The sequence below is a fragment of the Klebsiella sp. PK01 genome, assembly GCF_057624675.1.
In genome coordinates this window covers 95,799-118,494 of record NZ_JBYEZM010000004.1, presented here as the reverse complement: position 1 = coordinate 118,494, position 22,696 = coordinate 95,799, and the positions used below count along the sequence as shown (strand labels likewise).

22 protein-coding genes are annotated in these 22,696 nt (G+C 56.5%); 10 read left to right on the top strand and 12 right to left on the bottom strand.

Annotation, left to right across the window (positions count from 1 at the left end; all coding sequences use genetic code 11):
- Positions 1-11: 11 nt before the first annotated feature.
- The 4 genes from tauA to AC22LX_RS13765 form a co-directional block, all read right to left on the bottom strand.
- Positions 12-974, bottom strand: a complete 963-nt coding sequence (gene tauA / locus AC22LX_RS13780; RefSeq protein WP_015368105.1) for a taurine ABC transporter substrate-binding protein — start codon at positions 972-974, stop codon at positions 12-14.
- 256 nt (positions 975-1,230) lie between these two features.
- The gene (mmuM, locus tag AC22LX_RS13775; RefSeq protein WP_213292741.1) at positions 1,231-2,163 is read right to left on the bottom strand and encodes a homocysteine S-methyltransferase; all 933 of its coding nucleotides are present in this window, start codon (positions 2,161-2,163) and stop codon (positions 1,231-1,233) included.
- Positions 2,150-3,559 (bottom strand): S-methylmethionine permease, encoded by a 1,410-nt coding sequence (mmuP, locus tag AC22LX_RS13770; protein ID WP_045391004.1) that lies wholly within the window; start codon positions 3,557-3,559, stop codon positions 2,150-2,152. The genes mmuM and mmuP overlap by 14 nt, the downstream gene beginning before the upstream one ends.
- 230 nt (positions 3,560-3,789) lie before the next feature.
- The gene (locus AC22LX_RS13765; protein ID WP_015368101.1) at positions 3,790-3,966 is read right to left on the bottom strand and encodes a hypothetical protein; all 177 of its coding nucleotides are present in this window, start codon (positions 3,964-3,966) and stop codon (positions 3,790-3,792) included.
- A gap of 280 nt (positions 3,967-4,246) precedes the next feature.
- Between AC22LX_RS13765 and AC22LX_RS13760 the strand changes: the two genes are divergently transcribed.
- From AC22LX_RS13760 to AC22LX_RS13745, 4 genes are read left to right on the top strand one after another with little or no spacing between them, the layout of a single operon-like run.
- Positions 4,247-5,056: an ABC transporter substrate-binding protein gene (locus AC22LX_RS13760; protein WP_370429554.1), complete on the top strand. Its 810-nt coding sequence runs from the start codon at positions 4,247-4,249 to the stop codon at positions 5,054-5,056.
- A gap of 5 nt (positions 5,057-5,061) precedes the next feature.
- Positions 5,062-5,880, top strand: a complete 819-nt coding sequence (locus tag AC22LX_RS13755; RefSeq protein ID WP_487334027.1) for an amino acid ABC transporter ATP-binding protein — start codon at positions 5,062-5,064, stop codon at positions 5,878-5,880.
- Complete coding sequence (locus tag AC22LX_RS13750; RefSeq protein ID WP_487334026.1) at positions 5,877-6,629, top strand: amino acid ABC transporter permease; 753 nt, start codon at positions 5,877-5,879, stop codon at positions 6,627-6,629. The genes AC22LX_RS13755 and AC22LX_RS13750 overlap by 4 nt, the downstream gene beginning before the upstream one ends.
- On the top strand, positions 6,619-7,323 hold the full coding sequence (locus AC22LX_RS13745; RefSeq protein ID WP_045391012.1) for an amino acid ABC transporter permease: 705 nt from the start codon (positions 6,619-6,621) through the stop codon (positions 7,321-7,323). Before AC22LX_RS13750 ends, AC22LX_RS13745 begins: the two co-directional genes overlap by 11 nt.
- On the opposite strand, the gene AC22LX_RS13740 is transcribed toward AC22LX_RS13745, so the two are convergent.
- On the bottom strand, positions 7,283-8,191 hold the full coding sequence (locus AC22LX_RS13740; protein WP_487334025.1) for a LysR substrate-binding domain-containing protein: 909 nt from the start codon (positions 8,189-8,191) through the stop codon (positions 7,283-7,285). The genes AC22LX_RS13745 and AC22LX_RS13740 overlap by 41 nt on opposite strands.
- Positions 8,192-8,325: 134 nt before the next feature.
- Here AC22LX_RS13740 and AC22LX_RS13735 point away from each other — a divergent pair, with 134 nt between their 5' ends.
- Both AC22LX_RS13735 and AC22LX_RS13730 read left to right on the top strand, forming a co-directional pair.
- The gene (locus AC22LX_RS13735) at positions 8,326-9,519 is read left to right on the top strand and encodes an MFS transporter (RefSeq protein ID WP_045391018.1); all 1,194 of its coding nucleotides are present in this window, start codon (positions 8,326-8,328) and stop codon (positions 9,517-9,519) included.
- An 11-nt stretch (positions 9,520-9,530) separates the two neighbouring features.
- Complete coding sequence (locus AC22LX_RS13730) at positions 9,531-10,712, top strand: amidohydrolase (RefSeq protein WP_487334024.1); 1,182 nt, start codon at positions 9,531-9,533, stop codon at positions 10,710-10,712.
- Between the two features lie 17 nt (positions 10,713-10,729).
- On the opposite strand, the gene AC22LX_RS13725 is transcribed toward AC22LX_RS13730, so the two are convergent.
- Genes AC22LX_RS13725 through ecpR form a run of 6 tightly spaced genes read right to left on the bottom strand, consistent with a single transcriptional unit; the run spans position 10,730 to position 17,497 of the window.
- Positions 10,730-11,425 carry a fimbrial biogenesis chaperone gene (locus AC22LX_RS13725; protein WP_015704522.1) on the bottom strand — a complete coding sequence of 232 codons (696 nt, stop codon included), beginning with the start codon at positions 11,423-11,425 and terminating at the stop codon, positions 10,730-10,732.
- Positions 11,394-12,986 (bottom strand): fimbrial adhesin EcpD, encoded by a 1,593-nt coding sequence (gene ecpD, locus AC22LX_RS13720; protein ID WP_223683745.1) that lies wholly within the window; start codon positions 12,984-12,986, stop codon positions 11,394-11,396. Before ecpD ends, AC22LX_RS13725 begins: the two co-directional genes overlap by 32 nt.
- A gap of 43 nt (positions 12,987-13,029) precedes the next feature.
- Positions 13,030-15,555: a fimbrial biogenesis outer membrane usher protein gene (locus AC22LX_RS13715; protein ID WP_045391026.1), complete on the bottom strand. Its 2,526-nt coding sequence runs from the start codon at positions 15,553-15,555 to the stop codon at positions 13,030-13,032.
- Between the two features lie 25 nt (positions 15,556-15,580).
- Positions 15,581-16,249 carry an EcpB family pilus assembly chaperone gene (locus AC22LX_RS13710; protein ID WP_015368090.1) on the bottom strand — a complete coding sequence of 223 codons (669 nt, stop codon included), beginning with the start codon at positions 16,247-16,249 and terminating at the stop codon, positions 15,581-15,583.
- A 57-nt stretch (positions 16,250-16,306) separates the two neighbouring features.
- Positions 16,307-16,894 (bottom strand): common pilus major fimbrillin subunit EcpA, encoded by a 588-nt coding sequence (gene ecpA, locus AC22LX_RS13705; protein ID WP_045391030.1) that lies wholly within the window; start codon positions 16,892-16,894, stop codon positions 16,307-16,309.
- A gap of 60 nt (positions 16,895-16,954) precedes the next feature.
- Complete coding sequence (ecpR, locus tag AC22LX_RS13700) at positions 16,955-17,497, bottom strand: ECP biosynthesis operon DNA-binding transcriptional regulator EcpR (protein WP_045380896.1); 543 nt, start codon at positions 17,495-17,497, stop codon at positions 16,955-16,957.
- 804 nt (positions 17,498-18,301) lie between these two features.
- On the opposite strand from ecpR, the gene phnC reads away from it, so the two are divergent.
- From phnC to phnE (AC22LX_RS13680), 4 genes are all read left to right on the top strand, one after another.
- A complete protein-coding gene (gene phnC / locus AC22LX_RS13695; RefSeq protein ID WP_045391032.1) occupies positions 18,302-19,144 on the top strand; it encodes a phosphonate ABC transporter ATP-binding protein in 843 nt (280 codons plus the stop codon).
- Positions 19,145-19,176: 32 nt separating this feature from the next.
- Entirely contained in the window at positions 19,177-20,118 is a 942-nt protein-coding gene (gene phnD / locus AC22LX_RS13690; protein WP_015368085.1) for a phosphonate ABC transporter substrate-binding protein, read from the top strand.
- Positions 20,119-20,187: 69 nt separating this feature from the next.
- On the top strand, positions 20,188-21,060 hold the full coding sequence (gene phnE, locus AC22LX_RS13685) for a phosphonate ABC transporter, permease protein PhnE (protein WP_045391034.1): 873 nt from the start codon (positions 20,188-20,190) through the stop codon (positions 21,058-21,060).
- Complete coding sequence (gene phnE, locus AC22LX_RS13680) at positions 21,057-21,941, top strand: phosphonate ABC transporter, permease protein PhnE (RefSeq protein ID WP_045391036.1); 885 nt, start codon at positions 21,057-21,059, stop codon at positions 21,939-21,941. Before phnE (AC22LX_RS13685) ends, phnE (AC22LX_RS13680) begins: the two co-directional genes overlap by 4 nt.
- A gap of 58 nt (positions 21,942-21,999) precedes the next feature.
- On the opposite strand, the gene AC22LX_RS13675 is transcribed toward phnE (AC22LX_RS13680), so the two are convergent.
- Entirely contained in the window at positions 22,000-22,665 is a 666-nt protein-coding gene (locus AC22LX_RS13675) for an HAD family hydrolase (protein ID WP_045391038.1), read from the bottom strand.
- Positions 22,666-22,696: the final 31 nt, after the last annotated feature.

The window sequence follows — 22,696 nt, the reverse complement described above, 5'->3', positions numbered from 1 at the left end:
GGAGCCTCCTTTTATTTCACGAAACGGTCGGTAACGAACTGGCTATAATCGGTTCCGGCCGCCGGCACTTTGCCCTGCTCTTTGAGGAATTTCGCGGTATCGATAATCGCCTGGTTCACCGGGCCGTTAAGCTCCTGCGCCTGCTGGGCGGCGGTAAGATAGGTATTGCCTTTGACTAACACCGGCACATCCGCCTCCGGCACGCCGCTCAGTCGCGACAGCTTGCTGAGATTTTCCGGCTGCTTCAGCCACGCCTCCGGGTTGGCGATATAGGGCTGCTGCGCGTCGATGGCGCTTTTAGCGAAAGCTTTCACGATTTCCGGATGCTGCTCGGCAAAGTCTTTACGCACAACCCAGACATCCAGCGTCGGCGCGCCCCATTGCCCCACCTGCGCGGAGTCGGTCAGCACCTTGCCCTCTTTTTCCAGTTCGTTAACGGCTGGCGCCCACACGTAAGCGCCATCGATATCGCCGCGCTGCCAGGCAGCGATAATCGCCGGCGGCTGCAGGTTGATAATCTGCACCTGGCCCGGTTTGATTCCCCAATGTTTCAGCGCGGAAAGCAGGCTGTAGTGGGTGGTCGAAATAAACGGTACCGCAATGCGTTTGCCAATCAGATCTTCCGGCTTAGTGATATCTTTCTTCACCACCAGCGCTTCGGAATTACCGAGCTTTGAGGCCAGCAGGAACACTTCAATCGGTACCTGCTGAGTGGCGGCCACCGCCAGCGGGCTGGAACCGAGGTTGCCGATTTGTACATCACCTGAGGCCAGCGCGCGTACGATGCTGGAGCCGCTGTCGAATTTACGCCAGTCAACGGTGGCGCCGCTGGCTTTGGCGAAGGTGTTGTCCGCCTGGGCGACTTTCGCCGGTTCAGCGGAGGTTTGATAGGCGACGGTGACGTTAACCGCCTGCGCCTGGAAGGCAGCGAAAGCCAGCGCCGCCAGAAGAGTAATTCGCGATGTGAATGCCATAATGTCTGCTTCCCCTTAGTTGTTATGGGTGCAGTATTTCCGGCATCAGCGTGGAGATGAAGTAATTAAAAATTCTGCCTAATAGCGAATCGTTTTTAGAAGAAAAGCGGGATTAGATAGTTAAAAACAGGGATTAAAGAAATGGGTTCCCCCGGCTCGCGCTGCGCTGAGCCGGGCTACCAAAAGTTGCGGATGTTGTCGTTGTAGCCCGGATCAGGCGCGGAGCGCCGCCATCCGGGGGAAAGAAATACAGGTGTTAGCGGCCCGCCGCCAGCGCGGCGATATCCTGCGGCGTGGTGCGACAGCAGCCGCCAATCAGCCTGGCGCCAGCCGCCAGCCACTGCGGCAAATAGGCCGCGAGCGTCGCGCAGGCTTCGCCGTGATGATGCCAGGTCTTGGTCAGCGCATCATAGTGCTCGCCGGAGTTAGGATAGACCACCAGCGGCAGCGACGTCAGGCTGTGCAGATGCTGCAGCGCGGCGGTGGTATTTTCCAGCGCGATACAGTTAATCCCCAGCGCCAGCACCTGCGGATTATCGGCCAATACCGCAACAACCTCGCGCAGCGGCGTACCGTCGCTGAGATGTTCAGCGTCGCGCAGGGTCAACGAGAACCAGGCGCGGGCGCGCGGGTAGTCACGCAGCAGCGCCACCAGCGCCGTGATTTCGGCAAACGACGGCAATGTTTCACAGGCCAGCAGATCCGCCCCGGCATCCAGCAGCGCTTCGACGCGCGGACGGTGGAATGCCTGAAACGCCTCCGCGCTGCGCTGATAATCGCCGCGATACTCAGAGCCATCCGCCAGATACGCGCCATACGGCCCGACCGACCCGGCCACCAGCAGCGTTCCCGCCTGCGGGTTTTCCGCCAGATACGCCTCGCGGGCTTTACGCGCCAGCTCGACGCTTTTACCTATCAACGCCTTCGACTGCGCCTCATCCAGTCCGCGGGCGGCAAAGCCTGCCGGTGTTGCCTGATAGCTGGCGGTGATCGCCACCTGTGCGCCAGCGCGGAAATAGTCGAGATGCACATCGCGGATCAGCTGCGGGTTCTCCAGCAGTACCTTCGCCGACCATAAACTATCGGCCAGATTGCAGCCGCGCGCTTCCAGTTCCGTCGCCATCGCGCCATCCAGCAGCACGAACGGTTGCGTTTCAAGGATGGCGGTTAGCGGATTATTCTGCGACATGTTGCGGCTCCTGAGTTAATTTCCGTGTACGAGTCAGATAGTAAGCACCATAACATAGCGCGACGAACGGGATCCCGCACCACAGCGCAATACGCTGGCTTGGGTCAAAGGCCAGCCCCACGCAGGCCACCAGGCAAAGTACAAAACCCAGCGCCGGCACCAGCGGATACCACGGCGCGCGATAGTGCAACTCGCTTAACGCTTTGCCCTGTTGCAGATGGCGGCGGCGGAAAACAAAATGCGACGCGCAGATGCTCAGCCATACCGCGACCACCGCAAAACCGGAAATCGCCGACAGCGCAACAAACACCGTATCCGGCGCGACTACGCTGGAAAACAGCGCCAGCACGCCGCCCAGCATGCTTACCGTCAGCGCGGTTAGCGGCACGCCGCGTTTATTCACTTTGGCAAAGCAGGCTGGCAACGTCTTCTCATTTGATAGCGACCACAGCATCCGTCCGGAGGCATACAGGCCCGAGTTGGCCGCCGACAAAATCGCGGTCAGGATCACGAAGTTAAAAATATCCGCCGCGTAAGGAATACCGACCTTTTCAAACACCAGTACGAACGGGCTTTTTTCCACCCCCGCCTGCTGCATCGGGATTAGCGCGGCGAGCACGAAAACGGTACCGATAAAGAAAATAATCAGCCGGGCAATAGTGGTGCGGATCGCGACCGGTATCACCTGATGCGGGTTTTGCGTCTCACCGGCGGCAATACCGATAAGTTCGGTGCCCGAGAAAGCGAAGTTCACCGCCACCATGGTCATCAGGATCGGCAAGCCGCCATGGGGGAACCAGCCTTCGGCGGTGATGTTATGCAGCCCCGGCGCCGGTGAACCGTCGGTCAGCGGAATAAAGCCGAAGATGGCCGCGCCGCCGAGAATAATAAAAGCAATGATGGTGATCACTTTGACCAGCGAGAACCAAAATTCGCCTTCGGCAAAGAAGCGAGTAGAGATAACATTCAGGGCGAAAATCACCGCGCAGAAAATCACGCACCAGACCCACACCGGCACCTGCGGGAACCAGTACTGCATACAGAACCCGGCGGCGGTAAAGCTCGAGCCGAGCGCCACGGTCCAGGTCAGCCAGTAGAGCCACGCCACGGTATAGCCGGTCGCCGGGCCGAGATAACGCGCGGCATACACGTGAAAGGCACCGGTTTCCGGCATCGCCACCGACAGTTCGCCAAGACACTGCATCACCAGCCAGACCACCAGCGCGCCGATCAGATACGCCAGCAGCGTGCCCGCCGCGCCGGTGGTCGAGATAATATAGCCGGTATTGAAGAATAACCCTGTGCCAATGACGCCGCCCAGCGAGAGCATAATCAGGTGGCGCGTTTTCATGGTGCGCTTAAGTTGCCCACCTTGTTGTTGTGATGTTGTTTGCATATTGCCTTCTTTATGTATGGACGTCTAAACATCCAAATGAAGGTCATTTATACCGTGACGGCGGGGAAATTGCAAAACGGAGAAGGGAAAAAAACAGGGAGAACAGGAGTAGGAGCCAGGGTTTAAAGCTGCTTGGGCTGCGGAGCCTCTCCTTTTTACCGCAACCGCAAGCAGCCTTCTGCTACACAGAGCACACCTCGTTCCAGTAGGCTTCGCGCGTCCAGCGCCGCTCAGTATGTTTTGTCATGGCGAAACCACCGGGTTTCCACGTTGCCGAGATCCACGCCATACAGGCTGGCGACCGGCAAGATCGCCTCCATCATCCGTTGACCATCTTGCTGCCCGGCTTCTCCGTTAGATAAAAAAGCCAGCCAGCCGGTAATCCGTTGCCACAGCGCTACTTTCATTTCTCCTCCATCGGTCGGGTTTGCGTTGTTGTTATTTCAACCACAATCGCCGACGGGCGGGAAATATCAATTCCGAATTTGTAATCCTGGAAGATGCATATTCGCCGCTGCGCTTCGGTGACTAACCCCTTCCTGTAAAAGCGATTTGGTTAACAGCAATATCCCCATTTTTATTAAGAGATTTTGGTTATAGATAAGAATTTTTTCTTCTTTGCCGGACGAGGCGCTTTTGTGGGAGCGTGATAAACACAAAACAAAACAGGGATTCAGGGGAATGATGATGCATAAAACTTATACCAAAATCGCTTTTGCGCTGGGCGCGCTGCTGCTGACCGCCCAGGTTCAGGCCGACCAGTTAGCCGATATCAAAGCCGCCGGGGTGGTGAAGGTCGCCACCTTCGACGCTAACCCGCCGTTTGGTTCCGTGGATGCCAAAACCCATCAACTGGTGGGTTACGACGTCGATTTCGCGCAGGCGCTGGCGAAATCTCTTGGCGTCAAGCTTGAGCTGGTGGCCACTAACCCGGCTAACCGTATTCCGCTGCTGCAGTCCGGTAAGGCCGACCTGATCGTCGCCGATATCACCATTACCCCGGAGCGCGCGCAGGTAATTGATTTCTCAACGCCCTACTTTGTAACCGGCCAGCAGTTCCTGGTTCCGGCTAAGTCGCCGGATAAACTGGATGACTACAGTAAAGCGCGCATCGGCGCGGTAAAAGGCACCACCGGCGAACAGGCGCTGCACCAGCGTTTCCCGCAGTCGCGGGTGCTCTCCTATGACGATATTCCATTGGCGCTGACCGCCCTGCGAAACGGCAACGTGCAGGCGATTACCCAGGACAGCACCATTCTCGCCGGGCTGCTGGCGGGCGCGCCGGATAAAGCCAACTTTAAAATTCTGCCGGATTTGCTGAGCAAAGAAGAGATTGGCGTCGGCGTGAAAAAAGGCGAGCCGGCGCTGCTGAAAGCGGTAAACGACGAGCTGGTTAAGCTGGAAAAATCCGGCCAGGCGGCGAAAATCTACGACACCTGGTTTGGCCCTGGCACCGCCTCTCCGCAACCGCGCGCCTTTACCATAGAAGCGAAATAACCCAGATGTTTTCCGCCTTATTTTCACGATCCGCGGCTTCGGCCGTGGATTTCTCGCATCTGCAGCAGGCCAGTATTACCTTTCGCGACGTGGTTAAACGCTACGGCGATCATCAGGTACTTAACGGCGTTAATTTAACGGTCAATCCCGGCGAAGTGGTGGCGATCCTCGGGCCATCAGGATCGGGTAAATCAACGCTGATCCGCCTGATCAACCAGCTTGAATCGTTAAGCGGCGGCGAGATCCTCATCGATGGCAAACCGACCCGCCGCCTGACCGGCAGCGCGCTGCGCCAATTGCGCAGCCGGATCGGCTTCGTTTTTCAACAGTTCAATCTCTACGCTCACCTGACGGCGCAGGAGAATATTACCCTCGCGCTGGAGCGCGTGCACGGCTGGCAACACGATGCCGCCCAAAAGCGGGCGCTGGAATTACTCACCCAGGTCGGTCTCACGGATAAAGCGCGGCAGATGCCCGCTCAGCTCTCCGGCGGCCAGCAGCAACGCGTCGCCATCGCCCGCGCCCTTGCCTCCTCGCCGCAAATCATCCTGTTCGATGAACCGACCTCGGCGCTGGATCCGGAGATGATCGGCGAAGTGCTGCAGGTGATGAAAGCCCTGGCCCACAGCGGTATCACCATGGTGGTGGTCACTCACGAGATGCAGTTTGCCCGCGAAATCGCCGATCGGGTGGTGTTTATCGACGGTGGCGAAATCCTCGAAACCGCGCCGCCGGCGGAATTTTTCGCCCGCCCGCAGCATGCGCGTACTCGCCGTTTTCTGCAGAAGGTGCTCGACCCGCTGCATCAGGAGAGCATTGAGTGATGGCGATTCTCGACTGGCATGGCGTGCTCAGCGGGCAGCCGCTACAGTGGATAATCTCCGGTTTCCTGACCACCGTCTGGGTCAGCTTCGCCGGGATACTGCTGGCCACCGCGCTGGCGGTGCTGCTGCTGGCCCTGCGTCTCGGCGGCGGACGCCCCGGCCGCTGGCTGGTGGCGGCGTGGGTATCGCTGTTTCGCAATACACCGCTGCTGGTTCAACTGCTGTTCTGGTACTTCGCCGCCTGGAACCTGCTGCCGCTGGCGGCGCGCGATTTTATCAACGACTCCCATAGCTGGTCGATTCTACCGGGCGACGTCTGGTGGCTGACGCCGGAATTTCTCTGCTCAATGTGGGGGCTCGGCGTATTTACCTCGGCATTTCTGGTGGAAGAGATTGCCGCCGGACTGCGCGCCGTCAACCACGGCCAGCGCGAAGCGGCGCTGTCGCAGGGATTTAGCCCGTGGGGTGAATTACGTTTTATTCTGCTGCCGCAGGGGCTGGCCAACGCCTGGCAGCCGATTGTCGGCCAGTACCTGAACCTGATGAAACTCTCTTCGCTGGCCAGCGGTATTGGTTTTGCCGAGCTCACCTACCAGGTACGGCAAATCGAGAGCTATAACGCCCACGCGCTGGAGGCCTTTGCTATCGGCACAGTGCTGTATCTGGCGCTGGGTATTGTTATGGGACTGGCGCTGACGCGCTTCGGTCCGGGATATCGTCAGCCACGGAGCGCACAACATGAACGCTAACCTCGCGGTGATCGCCGACAACCTTGATTATCTGCTGTGGGGACGACTGGCGGAAGGCCAGCCCGGCGGCGTGGCGCTCACCTTGTTGATGGCCATCGGCGCGACCGCGCTGGCGCTACCGGGTGGTATTCTGCTGGCCTGCGCCGCCTGGCGCTATGGCGGAGCGGTCCGTCGTCTGCTGTTCCTGTGGGCGGAAATTATTCGCGGTATCCCGCTGATCTTCGTTATTTTCTGGCTGTGGTATCTGCTGCCGATGCTGACCGGCGGCGATCTGCCGGGCGCGGTGACGGTCACGCTGGCGCTGGCGTGGTTCACCGCCGCCTCGGTGATGCACTCGGTGCTGGCGGGGCTGCGCGCCCTGCCCGGCGGCCAGCATGAAGCGGCGCTGACGCAGGGATTCGCCCCCGGCCAGACGCTACGCTTAATCCTGCTGCCGCAGGCGCTGCGCAACGTCCAGCCGTCGCTGGTGGGCATTTTTATCGGCCTGCTGAAAGACACCTCGCTGGCGTTTATCGTCAACGTGCCTGAACTCACCACCGTCGCCGGGCAGGTCAATAACCGGGTGCAAATCTACCCGCTGGCGATATTCGTCTTTACCGGCGCGGTTTACTATTTACTGTGCTGCGCCCTCAGCCAGCTGGCGAGCCGCCGTTTTACCAGGCGTAGCGCTGACAGGCGCTTCGCAGCCGATTGAGAAACAGCCGGGCATTGGCGGTGAGCGCCGATTTTTGCGACCATACCGCGCAATACTGCGCCGCCGGGAGCGTGGATACCGGCAGCGTGACCAGCTTATCGCCAAGCTGCAGCGGCTGGCTCATGGCGCGCGCGACGATGGTCAGATAATCGGATTCCAGTACCATCTGCAAGCCGACTATCACCGAGTCGGTGCGTAGCGGGGTAATCGACACCTGGCGATAAAAATGAATCAGCTCGTTTTGTAGCTGCTGATAGTAGCCCATCGGTGACTCCGGCAGCAGCCAGCGGGCTTTACGCAGCGCCAGCAGATCGCTTTCGTGCGCCAGCGGATGCCCCTTGCGCGCGATAACGCAGAACGGCGCGGTAAACAGCGGTTCCAGCATCACCCCTTCCGGCGGATGCATCGGGTCGACCGATCCGATAGCCAGGTCAATCTCTCCGCTGCGGACGCCCGGCAGCAGCGACGAAAGCTGCCCCTCTTTCACCGTCATCTGTACCTGCGGCAGCACCTGCTTAAATCCTTCGGCCACCTGCGGAAACACCGTCAGGGCAATCAGCGACGAAAAGCCGACCGTCAGCCGACCGTGGGTGACATGGTTTATCTGTTCCACCTCGTCCGCCGCGCGCCGCAGCTCCTCCAGCACCCACTCCGCGCGCTGTAAGAAAGCGATTCCCGCTTCGGTCAGGGCGACGCCTTCTTTGCTGCGTAGAAAAAGTTGCGTGCCGAGGATTTGCTCCAGCTCACGTAATGTCCGGCTCAGTGCCGGCTGCGATTGCCCCAGTTCACGCGCCGCTGAGCGGATGCTGCCGCTACGCGCCACCTGCCGTAGCGCCTGCAGTTGGTTCAATTTGGGAAGATATTTCACCGCTCACCCCTATCAGAAAAAAGCATCACCTATAGAAAAATTATATCTTCCCGCCGCGCGGGTAAAGCCTGAGGATGCAGTGGGGGGATTCCCCACGACAACACATGCAACCATGAGACACCGGGCGGAAAAAAATGAAAAGTCAGTCTCAGATGATCTTCTTACTGTTTATCGGCTACGTGGTCGTTTATATCGACAAAACCGTCACCGGCTTCGCGCTGCTGCCTATCGAAAAGGAGTTCGGGCTTAACGCCGAGCAGTTGGGCTACATTACCGGCATCTTTTTTCTCGCCTATTCGCTGTTTCAGGTTCCGGCGGGCTGGCTTAACGATCGCATTGGCTACAAAACCATGCTGGTGCTGTCGCTGGCGGCGCTGGGGATCTTCGCGCTGTGCTTCGGCCTGCTGGGAGCGAGCTTCGGCCTGCTGCTGCTGTTCCGCTTTCTGTCGGGCGTCGGCCACTCCGGCTATCCCTGCTCCTGCGCCAAAGCGGTGGTAAGCAACTTCACTCTTGAACAACGTACCTTCGCCCAATCAATATTGCTGTCGTCAGCGGGACTGGCGATGACCATTGGGCCGATTATCGCTGTTAACGCGCTGGCGCTGCTCGGCTGGCATCTGTCGTTCACCGTACTGGGGATCGTTGCCTGCGCTATCGCCCTACTGATCGCCCTGCGCGTGCCGCGCCGACAGCCGACGGCGGTGGTCGCGAAACAGAGCGCCGCTGGCGCCGCCCTGTGGCGTAACCCCACGGTTATCCTGCTCTTTCTGGCTATCTTTTGCGTCAATATTCCCAGCTATGGCCTGATGGCCTGGCTGCCGAAGTTTTTTGTTCAGAGTATGGGAATGTCGCTTTCTGCATCCGGCTACGTGGTGGCCGCGGGGGGGCTGGGGATCTGGATCTCATCGCTCGGTACCGGCTGGCTGGTGGGCAAATATTTTCTTAATCGCGAACCGCTGGTGATTGCCATCAGCGCGCTAATCAGCGCCGTGGCGATCTTCGCCATCTTCCACGCCCGGACGCCGCTTATCGCCAGCCTGCTGCTGTTTATCGGCGAAATTTTCCTGATGTCGACCTTCGTCACCGCCTTTACCCTGCCGATGAAGCGCCTGCCGGAAAATATGATGGGCTCGGCCATCGGTCTGATTAATACCGGTGGTACCCTCGGCGGCTTTGTCTCGCCGATCGTCATTGGCTATCTGGTGGAGAAAACCCACGGTTACGCCAGCGCTTTCCTGTTTCTTTCACTGGCGATGGTTTGCTCCGCGCTGGCGGTGCTGCCGCTCATGAAACGTAAAACCGTCGTCAGTCAGCCCGTTATTGATTGAAGGAGTCACTGATGCAACACGCCACTGAACAATTCATTTCCGCCGCGGCCGAGGAAGCGCTGCGCTGGCGTCGCCATATCCACGCCCATCCGGATCTGTCGTTTAACGAGAAGCCGACCGCCGATTACATCGCCCGCGAGCTGGCGCCGTTTGCCGATCTCGAGATAAGCCGCCCGCTGGAAAATAGCGTGATTGCCGTACTGCGCGGCGCGCATCCTGGGCCAATGTGGGCGCTGCGGGCCGATATCGATGCCCTACCGCTACAGGAAGAGAGTGGTGAAGCATTCTGCTCAACGAAGCCCGGCGTAATGCACGCCTGCGGTCACGACGCGCATACCGCGATGCTGATGGGGGCGGCGAAAGTCTTGTGCCAGCTTCGCGAACAGCTGCACGGCAGCATTAAATTCATCTTCCAGCCAGCGGAAGAGGTGCCGCCGGGCGGCGCGCGTGAGCTGGTTAAATTGGGTGTGGTTGACGACGTTGAACATATTTTCGGCCTGCATGTTTTCCCCACCAGCCCGGTTGGCGTGATTACCCTGAAAGAGGGAGTGTACGTCGCTTCCAGCGATAACTTTGATATCACCATTCGCGGCAAAGGCGGCCACGGCTCGATGCCGCAGCACTGTATCGATCCGGTGACCATCGGCGCGGAAGTGGTCGGCGCGCTGCAGCAGATCGTCGCCCGCCATATCGACCCGTCCAACGCGCCGGTGCTGACTATCGCCACTTTTCAGGCCGGCGATAGCTATAACGTGATCCCCGACAGCGCGCGCCTGGCCGGGACGCTGCGTACCCATAGCCAGCAGGTGCGCGAGGCGGTACCGCCGCTGATGGCGCGGATTATCGACGGCATCACCGCCGCCCACGGCGCCAGCTACGAAATCAAATGGCAGCAGGGCTATGCGGTGGGAAACAACCACGACGCCACCAATCATATCGCCCGTGAAGCCATAGCCCGCCACTTCCCGGCAGGCACGCTACAGCTGCAGGATAAGGCGCTATTCGGCAGCGAGGATTTCTCCTCCTATCAGGAGAAAATCCCCGGAACCTTCCTGTTTATCGGCTGCGGCAATGCGCAAAAAGGGGCGACGTGGAACGTGCACAACCCGCATTTTCGCATCGACGAAGATGCGCTGGCGGTCGGCATTAAGACCCATATCGCGCTGGTGAGTCAGTTGCTGAACGAGGAATAATTCAGGCGATTGCCCGGCTATTTCACCGGGCAATCATTGCTGATTTTAATAAATTTCTCGTTATAGATAATGTAGTGGTTGCCGGGCTTACGCAGCGACGGCTGGCGAACGACATCGCCGGGGCGCAGATACCAGGCGTCACCCTCCTCTTCCGTGGTGTCGCATCCCGGTTTTATCAGCAGCTTAAACCAGGTATTGCCGGTATTACTGACGCTTCCCGCCGCTTTATCGAACGCCCATTTAAACTGAACCTGCCGCGGACGCACCACCAGAATGGTATCCATCACCACCACCGGCTCCATGCTGATCTGCCCGCCCGCCGGGGCGCGCATCACCAGGTTGCGGGTGGGAATTTCACGAAACGAGACCCGATAGTAGCGTTCGCGGTTATCCTTCGGCCCATGGTAATAGAACTTAAAATATTCACTTTCGCCCGCCTGCAGCGTCAGCTGGCGCGGGGCGAACAGCAGTTCGCCGTCCGCCGGGCGGGCACGAACCTCATGGCCGCCGGGCCGGTCGATCCCCACCACCGACACCCGATACAGCCGCGCGCTTTTATTGTTGTTGATAACCCTCTTCGCCGCAAACTCAGCGTCAGAGGCCAGCGAAAAGGTCAGATTACCGACGGAAATCGCCTGCGCCAGCGGCGCGGCCAGCAGCCACAGGCTCGCCAGCGTCAGCTTAATTAATGTTACGCCACGTCGCCTGGACATGAATCTCTCCTGAAGCGCTGACCTCGCCAAACCAGCCGTTGTCGGTGATCGTACGCAACGAGATAGGATCGTCCATGGCGATCGAGAAGCGCACCGTTGTTTTATCCATTTGCCCCACATCGCCGGAAATATCATTCCACGGCGTAGTCAGCCACAGCGCATCGGTCATGTCGTGCCAGCTATCGTCGCAGCCGGCGTCATAGCTTTTCGTTGATCCGCTTTGGGTAATGAAGGAAAGCGATGCCGGGAATGGTACCTTCGCGGTGCCGTCCGCCGAGCTGAACAGGCAATACGAACGTCCGCCAATCGCCTGCGCCGGTCCGCTCACTTTAATCAACACCTCATCGGCGGCGGTTTTTCCACTGGTGGTAACGATGTAGCCGAAATCCAGCGCCGGTTCGCCGCTGCCAACATACCCCTCACGCGTGGGCGCCGAGGTGTACTCATCGGAGATAATGCTGATGCTGAAATCACGAGGTTTGATAATCAGGCTATTGGATGTCGAGAATTCATACCAGCCGGATTCCGGCGAAGTGGTGTTATAGAAACGGAAGTTAAACAAGTCCTTGGTATTGATGTCGCTAATCCCCAGGGCCACCATCTGCTTGAAAAAGTTACTCGAGAAAAAGACGTAGATAGAATCAGAACTTTTCATCTCGTTGAAAGTGTAATACTGGGAAATACCGCTTACCGGTTTCCACGAATTACCATTCAGACTGAACTGCATATCATAGCTGCCTACCGCCGAAGCTAACGCAGAGTTGCTGATTGCCGGGAAGATGTGAATCGAACTGTTGCTCAACCCGTTAGTCTGCAGAGCATAGTTAACCATTTTGCAGCTTAAACCAGAGCGAGAACCAATTGTTTGCGTACGGCAATCGGCATTGCCTTCGCCCAGCGTGGGCACGCCGTCGCTGTTGATAAACACTTCAGCCAGTGAGTGGGTGTTTATCAGGCGTAAGTGCCCCGCTTTGGTATGGGTTACGTCGCGGATATACCAGGTACCTGACGCCTGATCTTTACAACGCTCTCCTTTGCTCGCATCGTAAGCGACCGATGTCTGGCAGGAATTAATCGTCATCGTAAAACTACCGCCGATCGGCATCTGCTGCAGGTATTGATAAAAGGCATCGGACATCATCCCGTGACGCCATTTCGTCCCGCTCCCCGTTGAGACGCCGTAAAATCCATTAGCATCGGTTGACTGGGGTAAAATCAGGCTGGTTGCCAGATCGCATCCCGAGTACCAGTTAATACACCGTAAACCCAGTAAAGGGTGAGAGACCGGCGCATTATCCAGCCACATATCAAACCGGTAATTAGCGGAGATCCCATGGTTGTGACCATCATCGATATAACCCAGACTGACCTGACGGTACGCGGTATCGCCAGAACCGGTTGATTTTAACCCGGTCCAGCGGTTTGAGCCGGTCAGGCGGGGATCCAGCGCGCCGCCAGGGGTGACAAAGAAGTTGTCATCAGAGTTGTTCTCGACAAAGACAAATTCGCGCGCCGGAGCAGCGGCTTCAGAATATTTTGTCACCGCCGCCTTAGCGTTCATCGCCAGCGGCGCAATCGTCAGCGTCGCCAAAGCGAGTAGCCACTTAGCTTTCATTACCTTCTCCTGTCTGCTGCACCGCCGCCCATGAAGAGAGACCGCTGCATACCACGTCCCCTACCCACACCGCGCCGCGCGCCTGGCTGAGCTCCAGCGCCACTTCACAGGTTTTATTTCCGCCGTAGCTAAAATCGATGGTGGGATATTTTTTATCGACATCCATGACAAATTCACCGTTCTCATCGGTACGGGTGCGCCCGATATGGTTATTAATGCGCGCGTTCGCCAGCAGCGTGCCGTCTTCGGCGCGGATGCGCCCGGAGACGGTGACCATCTGCTTCACTTCCGGCTCGATCACCGCCACGTTACCGGGATAAAGCGTCAGGTGGCTCTTACGGCCGCTGACAATGTCGTAGCTGTCGATCGAGTTTTTACTGTTCTGCAGTTCGACTTCATAGCGGCTGTACGGCGACAGCGGCAGGTAGTTGCGTTTACCGCTGAGCTGCACGATGCGCCCGTTAACCTTAGCGCTGAGCTTGCCGTCGTCTTCCAGCCCGGTATTGAAGATCACTCCGGCGTTGCCATCGGTTCTCCCGCTGGCGGCGATGTTTTTCCCCTGCCAGCCGACGCTGCCGCTGGCGGTCAGGTTGGTGTTCACGTAGCCGTCGGCGCCGCTGTTGACGTTCAGCGTGCCGTTGGTGTAGCGCGTTTCGAACTGCGTATAAGCGCCGCCGCTTAAGGTTTTGTCGTCGCCGGTATCGCCGGAAATCGCCCGCGAAATATTGGCGCCGACGGTTCGAATCGCCCCTTCATCAAACTGCTTACGCGCCGAAATGTTGGCCATGGTATAGCCGTTCTGATGGGTCATGCCGGCGCTGAACCAGTTGCCCAGCGGCAGTGATAAATCGAGGGCGATATATTTCCCGGTGTTGGCGTTGCTATCGCCGTTGTTATAGCGCTGTAAGCCCGCGCGCAGGCCTAGCGAGCCAAAAGAGCCGCTATAAATCGTTTGGTAATAATCCGCCGTGTAGTAATGGCTGTTGTAGCGGCGGTCATCGTTGTAGCTGATGCTGAAAGTGCCTAGTTTTGACCACAGGGCGTTCAGGTTCAGCGTGCCGCCGATCGCCCGGTTATCGGCATCGCTGCGGCGCAGCTTATCGCCGATAACGGTCTTTTCCTGGTTAATCCACAGCGAGCTAAAGCCGCCGGGCAAGGTGGCGCTAACGCTGCCGATACTGCTCCAGGAACTGTCGCTGGCCAGCATGTTTTGCAGGTTGATATTCACCGCCTCGGTTAGCGGCAGCGTAATGCGCGTTTCGCCGACGGCGTTGCTATCGTAGCCGTAGCCGGTGGCCGCCCAACTGAGCGTACTCAACGATCCGGAAGCCGACGCCCCCGCCAGCCAGCTCTCTTTCGCCGGCTGCGTCTTTTTACCGCTTTCCGACCAGCGGTCCATATGGAAACTGCCGCCCCAAATTTGCCAGGCCAGCGGCGCGCCCGCGCCGCGTCCGCGAGTAAACAGCTTGTTGACGCGTTGGGTGCGTTTGCTGACCACTCTTCCGTTGACGATAACTTCGACGTCAACGTCGTAAATACCGTACGGCAGGCCTCGGGTATCAACTTCATGATTCCCCATGACGAAGTTCTGCACGCTTAACAGGCGCCCGTCGCGCATCAGGTGGACCTCGCCTGCCGCCGGTAAGAATGCCACCACCGGCGTCGCCGACTGGCTGTTGTCAAATACCGTAGAGCTGGCCTGGTTTCCCCACGACGCGCCGTAGATTTTACCGGCCGAAATCGCGGTCATCGGCCCCAGCGATTGTAAGTTCCAGGTATCCAGCATCCCGCCGGCAAAACGGTGCCCGGCGAAGTCGCGCTCGTACATCGCTTTATACAGTTCATTGTCCTGGTGGCTGGTGCCGATACCGTACAGCGAGCCGTCGAGCACCACGTGATGCTCGCGCAGCGCGCTAACGCTATTGAGTGACAGATAGCTGGAGGTATTGCTGCCGCCGCTACGCATCTGGTTGTTGTAGACCCCGAGGTTATAGGTGAGGTTATTACTGAAAGTTTTAACGCTCGACTGGCCAATATCCTCGCTGCGCGACCGCAGCACGGTTCCCAGCGCCTCACGTTTCACCACCAGTTGCAGCAGCAGCTGGCGCAGACTAAGTTGCAGCTGCGCGGCATCGGTTAAGGGGATCTTCAGCGCGTCGTTGAAAGCCTCATTGGATAAACGACTGAGCTGTTGACGTGTCTCGTCGCTGACGCGAGCGTTGTCATCGCCCTCTTCGAGGGTGATTTGCCGAACCCGCAGCACATCGCCATCAAGCCAGATATACGCGGCGCCGATACGCTGATCGTTCTGATTATCGCGGCTGCCTTCAAGATGAATAAACAGAGGAATGCTCATGCCGTCCTGCAAAGCCTGGCTGAAAGCCTGCGGGATAATCACGCCGCCGATTTGCTGCACACGCTCGGCGGCCATGCTGTCGCTATAAGGCGCCAGCAAAAGAACCATGCCGGAGGCAAGCAGCGCGTTCAGTCCAGGGGTGATCCGTCGTAAAGGCATAGTCTTAATCCATCAGCACACATGTCTATTTCACGGGAACAAACTGCTCGCCCTGCCAGAGCGCGACCCGTCCTTTTTTGTCAGCAATATTGACGCGCGTGAAGCGACGCGATTTCCCCGGCATCAGGTAGTAATTTTCTTTGCACTCTTTGCCATCAGCGATTTTCAGACACGGGCCGTAGGCGATGATGCGCAGGGTGGCGTTACCGGTATTGGTCAGCGTGTCGCCGGCAAACTGGTAGCGAAAATTAGCCTGACGCGGCGCCACCACCAGAATGGTGCCGATGCGGGCTGAAGCGGTGGCCACCGCGCTGCGCTGGGAGCCATTGCGCTGGGCATCGCTTAAGGCCTGATCGAACCAGACAATGCGGTAGTAGCGCTCTTTATCATCCGCCGGGCCTTTGTAGAAAAAGCGCACCACTTCACTGGCCTTTGCGGGCAATAACAAGCTGGCGGGGGTCAACAGGACTTCATCCTGTTTATCCATCGGGATCACCTTGCCGCCATCCAGCGGTGAAGAGAGCCGTTCCAGATGAATGTTGATTAAGCGGCCGCTGTCGGTGGTATTTTTAATCTCTTTACTCAGCGTGCTGCTGCCGCTGTTCATAAAGGAAGAGATATCGCCGACATCCAGCGCCAGCGCGGGATTCGCCAATCCCAGCAGCAGGCCAATAGCCAGAAGGTGTTTTTTCATAAGCGTTCAGTCCATGAAGAGGCAGGGGTATTCCCCCTGCCCGGTGCTACGAGAAAATCAGCTGGTCCAGGTCGCGTCGAACTGCACGCTCACGTCGCCGCTCCAGATCCCTTCCGGCAGCGTGCTGTAATCGTTTACTGCGTTGGTGCCGTCGGTAGTGCCGCTGATGATGGAGAAGTTAAAGCCGTCCTGCGCGGTGGTGCGGCCTGCAGTGTTGTAGCCATTAGACAGCGCGCTGAGGTTGCCGCCCAGCACGCCGTTAGCCGTGTCGATCATAATGGTGTCAGCAGTCTTCTCTACCGCGACGCCGTTATAATCCACGCCCACGCTCAGCGTTGAGCCGGAGGTATCCAGCTGGGTCAGCGTGTTAGTGATAAGACGTGAAGTCAGTTTGAAGGCAGTCGCCGTGGTATCGCCTTCAACCGCAACATCAAACAGACCTTTTTGTGAGTTAAAGCCTTTAATCCCTTCGGCATACTGGAAAGCCAGGCTGCCAAGCGGGGTAACAACCAGTTTGCTGGTTGTGTCTTTTTTCGCGGTTGCAGACCAGGTCGCCACAGCCTGAGCAGTGACATCAGCAGCTTGTGCAACACCCATTCCAGCAAACGCCGTTACCAGAGCAATAGCAATAACCTTTTTTTTCATAGCTTTTTCATCCTGAGTTTAATTAAGGACAAGTCGTCCCGGTGTACCACTAAATAAACGTTACATAACTAATTTATAAATTTTCGAATACAGCTTGGCCTCAGCATTTCGCCGATGGGTGTAAATAGTTTTCACACTGCAATTTTCAATTCTGGCGATAGATTTCGGATGCATTCCCTGGGCCGTCATTCTGATCACCGTCATTTCCCGGTCAGTGATTTTTTCTTTCTTAATATCTTTGCGCAGAAACCGTCCATTAATTACATAGGCCAGTTCTTTTCTTATATCGCGCGCGAGGTCGACATACACCACGCCGCGAATATCACCGTTGTAATACCAATAATTGGCTAACGCTTCTGACTTTCTCGCGGCAATCAAAATGATTTGTTTGCCCTTGGCCTTAGCTAACCAGTCGTTGTCATAGCGAATAAAGTAATTTAATGCATTAGTACTCAGATTGATAAACAAAAAGTCCTTACATATTTTATCCAATGACAAATAAATAAGCTCTTCAATGTCTAAAATGAGTTCCGATAAGCCTTTTAAAAAATAAGTATCATGTGCTGGCCAAATACACTTATCAAGGGAGCATTGATCGTCCATATACTGTTTATCCTCTTCATCCTGGAAATACTACCTTTCACCCCATCGCCGATAGCCAGGCCTGCAGAGTCTAAACCTGCAATTAACCCCTGTTGAAATTATTTATAATAAAATACCAGCGCCATTATTTAATCATTAATAATGCCGAAATTATTTATCGATTTATATTTTTTGTTGGATTCAAATTTAGGTTTTTTCTGATTAAGTGTCAACAAGCAGGATGTGAAGCTAATTCTCATTTATGTCAATTTTTTGCTTTTCCCAGAAATCCTATTTTTTGCTCAAAAACAAAAAACATTTAATTTCATGTGGTTATTGATCGAAAATTCCTACAATCCTAATCGGTTATTATATCGTCCAGGATCATAACCCTATTTCATTAGGAATATTCTTAATAGATAAGATAAATGACTTTGCGAAAAATCTTAATAACACACAAAAGTAAGAATATAATACCATAAAATAGCAAATTATAAGACGATCAACTCAATCATAAGCTGCATGAATGGTTTTAAGCACCGCACAAAATGCCTAAACATAAACAAAAAAACCGCTTGCAGAGGACTATTAATCCCATGAAAGAATGATATCTAAGAGAATGAGATTAGTTCTCATATTTCTTTCTTATTTGCTCTCATTTTCATTAGTGTAGCCCATCACGCTATGTTTGCCGCTGGCATGTTTCTTTTACCTTGCAGATAAGCGTTTCATCACGCTTTCATTATTTTTTCGCCTTACCGTCATCGAAAGTTCACACAAAACGCGATTAATAGTGACCAGTTTATGACGAACCAGGACACTCTTATGAACAGCTCTCTTGCCGCGGTGGCGGAAACCGAATTTTCGCTAATTACGCCCATCGCCCCAACCCGGCAGCGGAAAGTCTTAAGCGTGCGCAACCTGAGTAAATCTTATAATGCGCAGCAAACCGTTCTCGATAACATCAGCTTTGACCTCCATGCCGGCGAGCTGGTGGGAGTGATTGGCCGCTCGGGAGCCGGGAAATCCACCCTGCTGCATGTCCTGAACGGCACTCACAGCGCCACCGGCGGTGAAATTCTCAGCTTTCCGGAAGTCGGTATGCCGCATGATGTTTCACGCCTGAAAGGACGCGCGCTCAATGCCTGGCGCAGCGAGTGCGGGATGATTTTCCAGGATTTCTGCCTCGTACCGCGTCTTGATGTGCTGACTAACGTACTGCTCGGTCGCCTGAGTCAGACCTCAACCCTGAAGTCGCTGTTTAAGGTTTTCCCCGACGCCGACCGGGCACGCGCCATCTCTCTTCTCGAGTGGATGAATATGTTGCCGCACGCCCTACAGCGGGCGGAAAACCTCTCCGGCGGCCAGATGCAGCGCGTAGCGATTTGCCGTGCGCTGATGCAAAACCCCGGGATCCTGCTGGCGGATGAACCCGTCGCCTCGCTCGATCCCAAAAACACCCAGCGAATTATGAACGTACTGCGGGAAATCAGCGGCCAGGGGATTAGCGTGATGGTCAACCTGCATTCGGTCGAACTGGTCAAAGAGTACTGCACGCGGGTGATTGGCGTCGCCAAAGGCCGCATCATTTTCGACGATCATCCCGCACGGCTGACTCAGGATGTTCTGCATCAGCTGTATGGCGATGAAATTAGCCAGTTGCATTAATTTCCTTTAGTTAAAAACACACGGGCAAAATAATGAACAAACATATTAATGGCGCAGTTCGTTTATCCGCAGCAATCGCAGCTCTGTTACTGACGTGGCAAGCGAGCGCCGCTGAACAGCCAAAGGAATTAAATCTGGGGATCCTCGGCGGTCAAAATGCCACGCAGCAAATTGGCGATAACCAATGCGTTAAACAGTTTCTTGATAAAGAGCTGAAGGTCGATACCAAATTACGTAACTCATCCGATTATTCCGGCGTCATTCAGGGACTGCTGGGCGGTAAAGTCGATGTCGTATTAAGTATGTCGCCTTCTTCTTATGCCTCGGTCTATATCAATAACCCGAAAGCCGTCGATATTGTCGGTATCGCCGTTGATGATAAAGATCAGTCCCGCGGCTACCACTCGGTGGTCATCGTCAAAGCTGACAGCCCGTATAAAACGCTGGACGATTTAAAAGGCAAAGCTTTTGGCTTCGCCGACCCGGATTCCACATCCGGTTATTTAATTCCGAACCACGCCTTTAAACAGAAATTCGGCGGCGACGCGGACAATAAATACAATAACTTCTTCTCCAGCGTCACCTTCTCCGGCGGCCACGAGCAGGACATTCTCGGCGTACTGAACGGCCAGTTTGCCGGCGCGGTCACCTGGACCTCAATGGTCGGCGACTACAACAGCGGCTACAGCGTGGGCGCTTTCAATCGCCTGATTCGCATGGATCATCCGGATCTGATGAAGCAAATCCGGATTATCTGGCAATCGCCGCTGATCCCGAACGGCCCGATCCTCGTGAGCAATGCGCTGCCGGCGGACTTCAAAGCCAAAGTCGTCACCGCGCTTAAAAAACTGGATACCGACGATCACGCCTGTTTTGTGAAAGCGATGGGCGGAACCCAGCACATCGGCCCGGGCAGCGTGGCCGATTTCCAGCAGATCATTGATATGAAACGCGAGCTGGTTAGCGCGCGTTAATCCCGCACCGATGCCGCCGCCCGCAAGTCAATGCGGACGGCGACGCTACGTTAAAGACCTTTTCGCCGCATGAATAATACCTATACCGAATTCGAACGTTACTACCAGCAGGTCAGGACGCGGCAAAAGCGCGATACCTTCGGCTGGTCGCTGGTGCTGCTGGCGCTCTACTTTGCCGCCGGGCACGCCGCCGAGTTTAATCTGTTCACCATCTGGCGTTCTCTGCCAAACTTTCTCGACTATATGTTCGAGACGCTGCCGACGCTGCATCCGGGCGTTCTGTTAGCCGATTCACATACCAAAGGCTCGCTGGCGTACTGGGGCTATCGCCTGCCGATTCAGCTACCGCTGATTTGGGAGACGCTGCAGCTGGCGCTGGCTTCCACGCTGGTGGCGGTCGCGGTAGCGACCATACTGGCTTTCCTCGCCGCCAATAATGCCTGGTCACCCGCGCCGCTACGCTTCGCCGTTCGCGTGCTGGTAGCCTTTTTACGCACCATGCCAGAGCTTGCCTGGGCGGTCATTTTCGTCATGGCGTTCGGTATCGGGGCGATCCCCGGTTTTCTGGCGCTGATGCTGCATACGGTTGGCAGCCTGACCAAACTGTTCTATGAAGCGGTGGAAAGCGCGCAGGATAAACCGGTGCGCGGGCTGGCGGCCTGCGGAGCATCGGCGCTGCAGAAGGTGCGCTTTGCCCTGTGGCCGCAGGTGAAACCGATTTTTCTCTCCTACGGCTTCATGCGCCTTGAGATTAATTTCCGCTCATCCACCATTCTTGGTCTGGTGGGCGCCGGCGGGATCGGCCAGGAGCTGATGACCAACATTAAGCTCGATCGTTACGATCAGGTCAGCATGACGCTGCTGCTGATCATTATTGTGGTGTCGCTGCTGGATATGCTTTCCGGCCGCCTGCGCCAGTGGGTTCTGGAGGGGAAAAAATGAGTCAATGGCAACATCAACCGGATATCGCCGCCAGCCGCCGCCAGCATCAGGCGCTGTATAAGACCCAAGGGCGATACCTGCGCTATGTCGGTCTGCTGGCGCTGGCGAGCGTACTTTATTACACCTGGTTCTTTATGCAGTTCGGTATCAGCAGCGAACAACTGGCGACCGGTTTACAGCAGATGGGGCGCTATCTGCTGCGGATGTTCGTCTGGCACGACTTCTGGAACTGGCCGTTTGCCTATTACTTCACGCAAATCGCCATTACGCTTGCCATCGTCTTCGCCGGGACGATTACCGCGACGGTCATCGCGCTGTTACTGTCATTCCTGGCCGCGCGCAATATTATGCGCGGCGTGATTCCCGGCATTATCGCCATGTTGATGCGCCGCTTGTTCGACATGCTGCGCGGTATCGATATGGCTATCTGGGGTCTCATTTTTGTGCGCGCCGTAGGGCTTGGGCCGCTGGCCGGGGTACTGGCGATTATTATGCAGGATACCGGCCTGCTGGGCCGCCTGTATGCCGAAGGCCACGAGGCGGTAGACCGTTCGCCTGGCCGCGGCCTCACCGCCGTCGGCGCTAATGGTCTGCAGAAACACCGCTTCGGCATTTTCACCCAGTCGTTCCCGACTTTCCTGGCGCTGAGTTTATATCAGATTGAATCCAATACCCGTTCCGCCGCGGTGTTAGGTTTTGTCGGCGCGGGCGGGATTGGCCTTATCTACGCGGAAAATATGCGTTTGTGGAACTGGGACGTGGTGATGTTTATTACTTTGTTGCTGGTGGCGGTGGTCATGGTGATGGATACCCTCTCCGCCTGGCTACGCCGCCGTTATATCGGCGGCAGCGTAGTGCCGTTGTATCAAAGCCAGCAATAACCCCCTCTCCCCGGTGGCGCTACGCTTACCGGGGCTACCAATCAGGGAAAACGTCTCGTTATTCGATCCGCCACGCCAGCACCGGCCAGCCGTGCCTGGCGTTGGCTGCCAGCAGCTGCGGACACGGGTTGACCAACCGCACGCGATCCGCATGCAGGCACAGGGGCAGGTCGTTTATCGAATCGGTATAAAAAGTGACTTCGCCAGTATAGTCAGGATGCGCCTCGCGCCACTGCGCCAGGCGCGTCACTTTACCCTGCTGATAACTCGGGGTACCGGCAATCACACCGCTGTAGCCGCCATCCGCCATTTCAACATCAATACCCAACGCCTGTTCAATCCCCAGCTCGGCGGCTATCGCCTGCACCAGCAGCGTTACCGAGGCGGAGATCACCAACATTTTCTCCCCTCGCGCCTGTAGGGTCCGAATAACGTCCCATGCCTGCGGGTAGACCCGCGGCAACACCTTTTCGCGCACGAATCGCGCCACCAGCGTATCCACCTGCGCCTGGGGGATGCCAATCAGCGGCGCCTGAATCAGCGCGACATAATCGGCGATATTCATTTCCCCGCGGTCGTAATCCGCCATCAGCAGCGCTTCGCGCGCCAGATATTCCGGGTCGCTCACCCAGCCTTCGCGCACCATAAACTGGCTCCACAGCGTACTACTGTCCCCTTTAATCAGGGTGTTATCCAGATCGAAAATCGTCACAGCATTAGACATTAGTCATTTTCCATAATCAGTAATATAAGCC

Coding starts and splice junctions, on each gene's coding strand:
- tauA (WP_015368105.1), bottom strand. CDS start 974: ATGGCATTCACATCGCGAATTACTCTTCTGGCGGCGCTGGCTTTCGCT.
- mmuM (WP_213292741.1), bottom strand. CDS start 2,163: ATGTCGCAGAATAATCCGCTAACCGCCATCCTTGAAACGCAACCGTTC.
- mmuP (WP_045391004.1), bottom strand. CDS start 3,559: ATGCAAACAACATCACAACAACAAGGTGGGCAACTTAAGCGCACCATG.
- AC22LX_RS13765 (WP_015368101.1), bottom strand. CDS start 3,966: ATGAAAGTAGCGCTGTGGCAACGGATTACCGGCTGGCTGGCTTTTTTA.
- AC22LX_RS13760 (WP_370429554.1), top strand. CDS start 4,247: ATGCATAAAACTTATACCAAAATCGCTTTTGCGCTGGGCGCGCTGCTG.
- AC22LX_RS13755 (WP_487334027.1), top strand. CDS start 5,062: ATGTTTTCCGCCTTATTTTCACGATCCGCGGCTTCGGCCGTGGATTTC.
- AC22LX_RS13745 (WP_045391012.1), top strand. CDS start 6,619: ATGAACGCTAACCTCGCGGTGATCGCCGACAACCTTGATTATCTGCTG.
- AC22LX_RS13735 (WP_045391018.1), top strand. CDS start 8,326: ATGAAAAGTCAGTCTCAGATGATCTTCTTACTGTTTATCGGCTACGTG.
- AC22LX_RS13730 (WP_487334024.1), top strand. CDS start 9,531: ATGCAACACGCCACTGAACAATTCATTTCCGCCGCGGCCGAGGAAGCG.
- AC22LX_RS13725 (WP_015704522.1), bottom strand. CDS start 11,425: ATGTCCAGGCGACGTGGCGTAACATTAATTAAGCTGACGCTGGCGAGC.
- ecpD (WP_223683745.1), bottom strand. CDS start 12,986: ATGAACGCTAAGGCGGCGGTGACAAAATATTCTGAAGCCGCTGCTCCG.
- AC22LX_RS13715 (WP_045391026.1), bottom strand. CDS start 15,555: ATGCCTTTACGACGGATCACCCCTGGACTGAACGCGCTGCTTGCCTCC.
- AC22LX_RS13710 (WP_015368090.1), bottom strand. CDS start 16,249: ATGAAAAAACACCTTCTGGCTATTGGCCTGCTGCTGGGATTGGCGAAT.
- ecpA (WP_045391030.1), bottom strand. CDS start 16,894: ATGAAAAAAAAGGTTATTGCTATTGCTCTGGTAACGGCGTTTGCTGGA.
- ecpR (WP_045380896.1), bottom strand. CDS start 17,497: ATGGACGATCAATGCTCCCTTGATAAGTGTATTTGGCCAGCACATGAT.
- phnC (WP_045391032.1), top strand. CDS start 18,302: ATGAACAGCTCTCTTGCCGCGGTGGCGGAAACCGAATTTTCGCTAATT.
- phnD (WP_015368085.1), top strand. CDS start 19,177: ATGAACAAACATATTAATGGCGCAGTTCGTTTATCCGCAGCAATCGCA.
- phnE (WP_045391034.1), top strand. CDS start 20,188: ATGAATAATACCTATACCGAATTCGAACGTTACTACCAGCAGGTCAGG.
- phnE (WP_045391036.1), top strand. CDS start 21,057: ATGAGTCAATGGCAACATCAACCGGATATCGCCGCCAGCCGCCGCCAG.
- AC22LX_RS13675 (WP_045391038.1), bottom strand. CDS start 22,665: ATGTCTAATGCTGTGACGATTTTCGATCTGGATAACACCCTGATTAAA.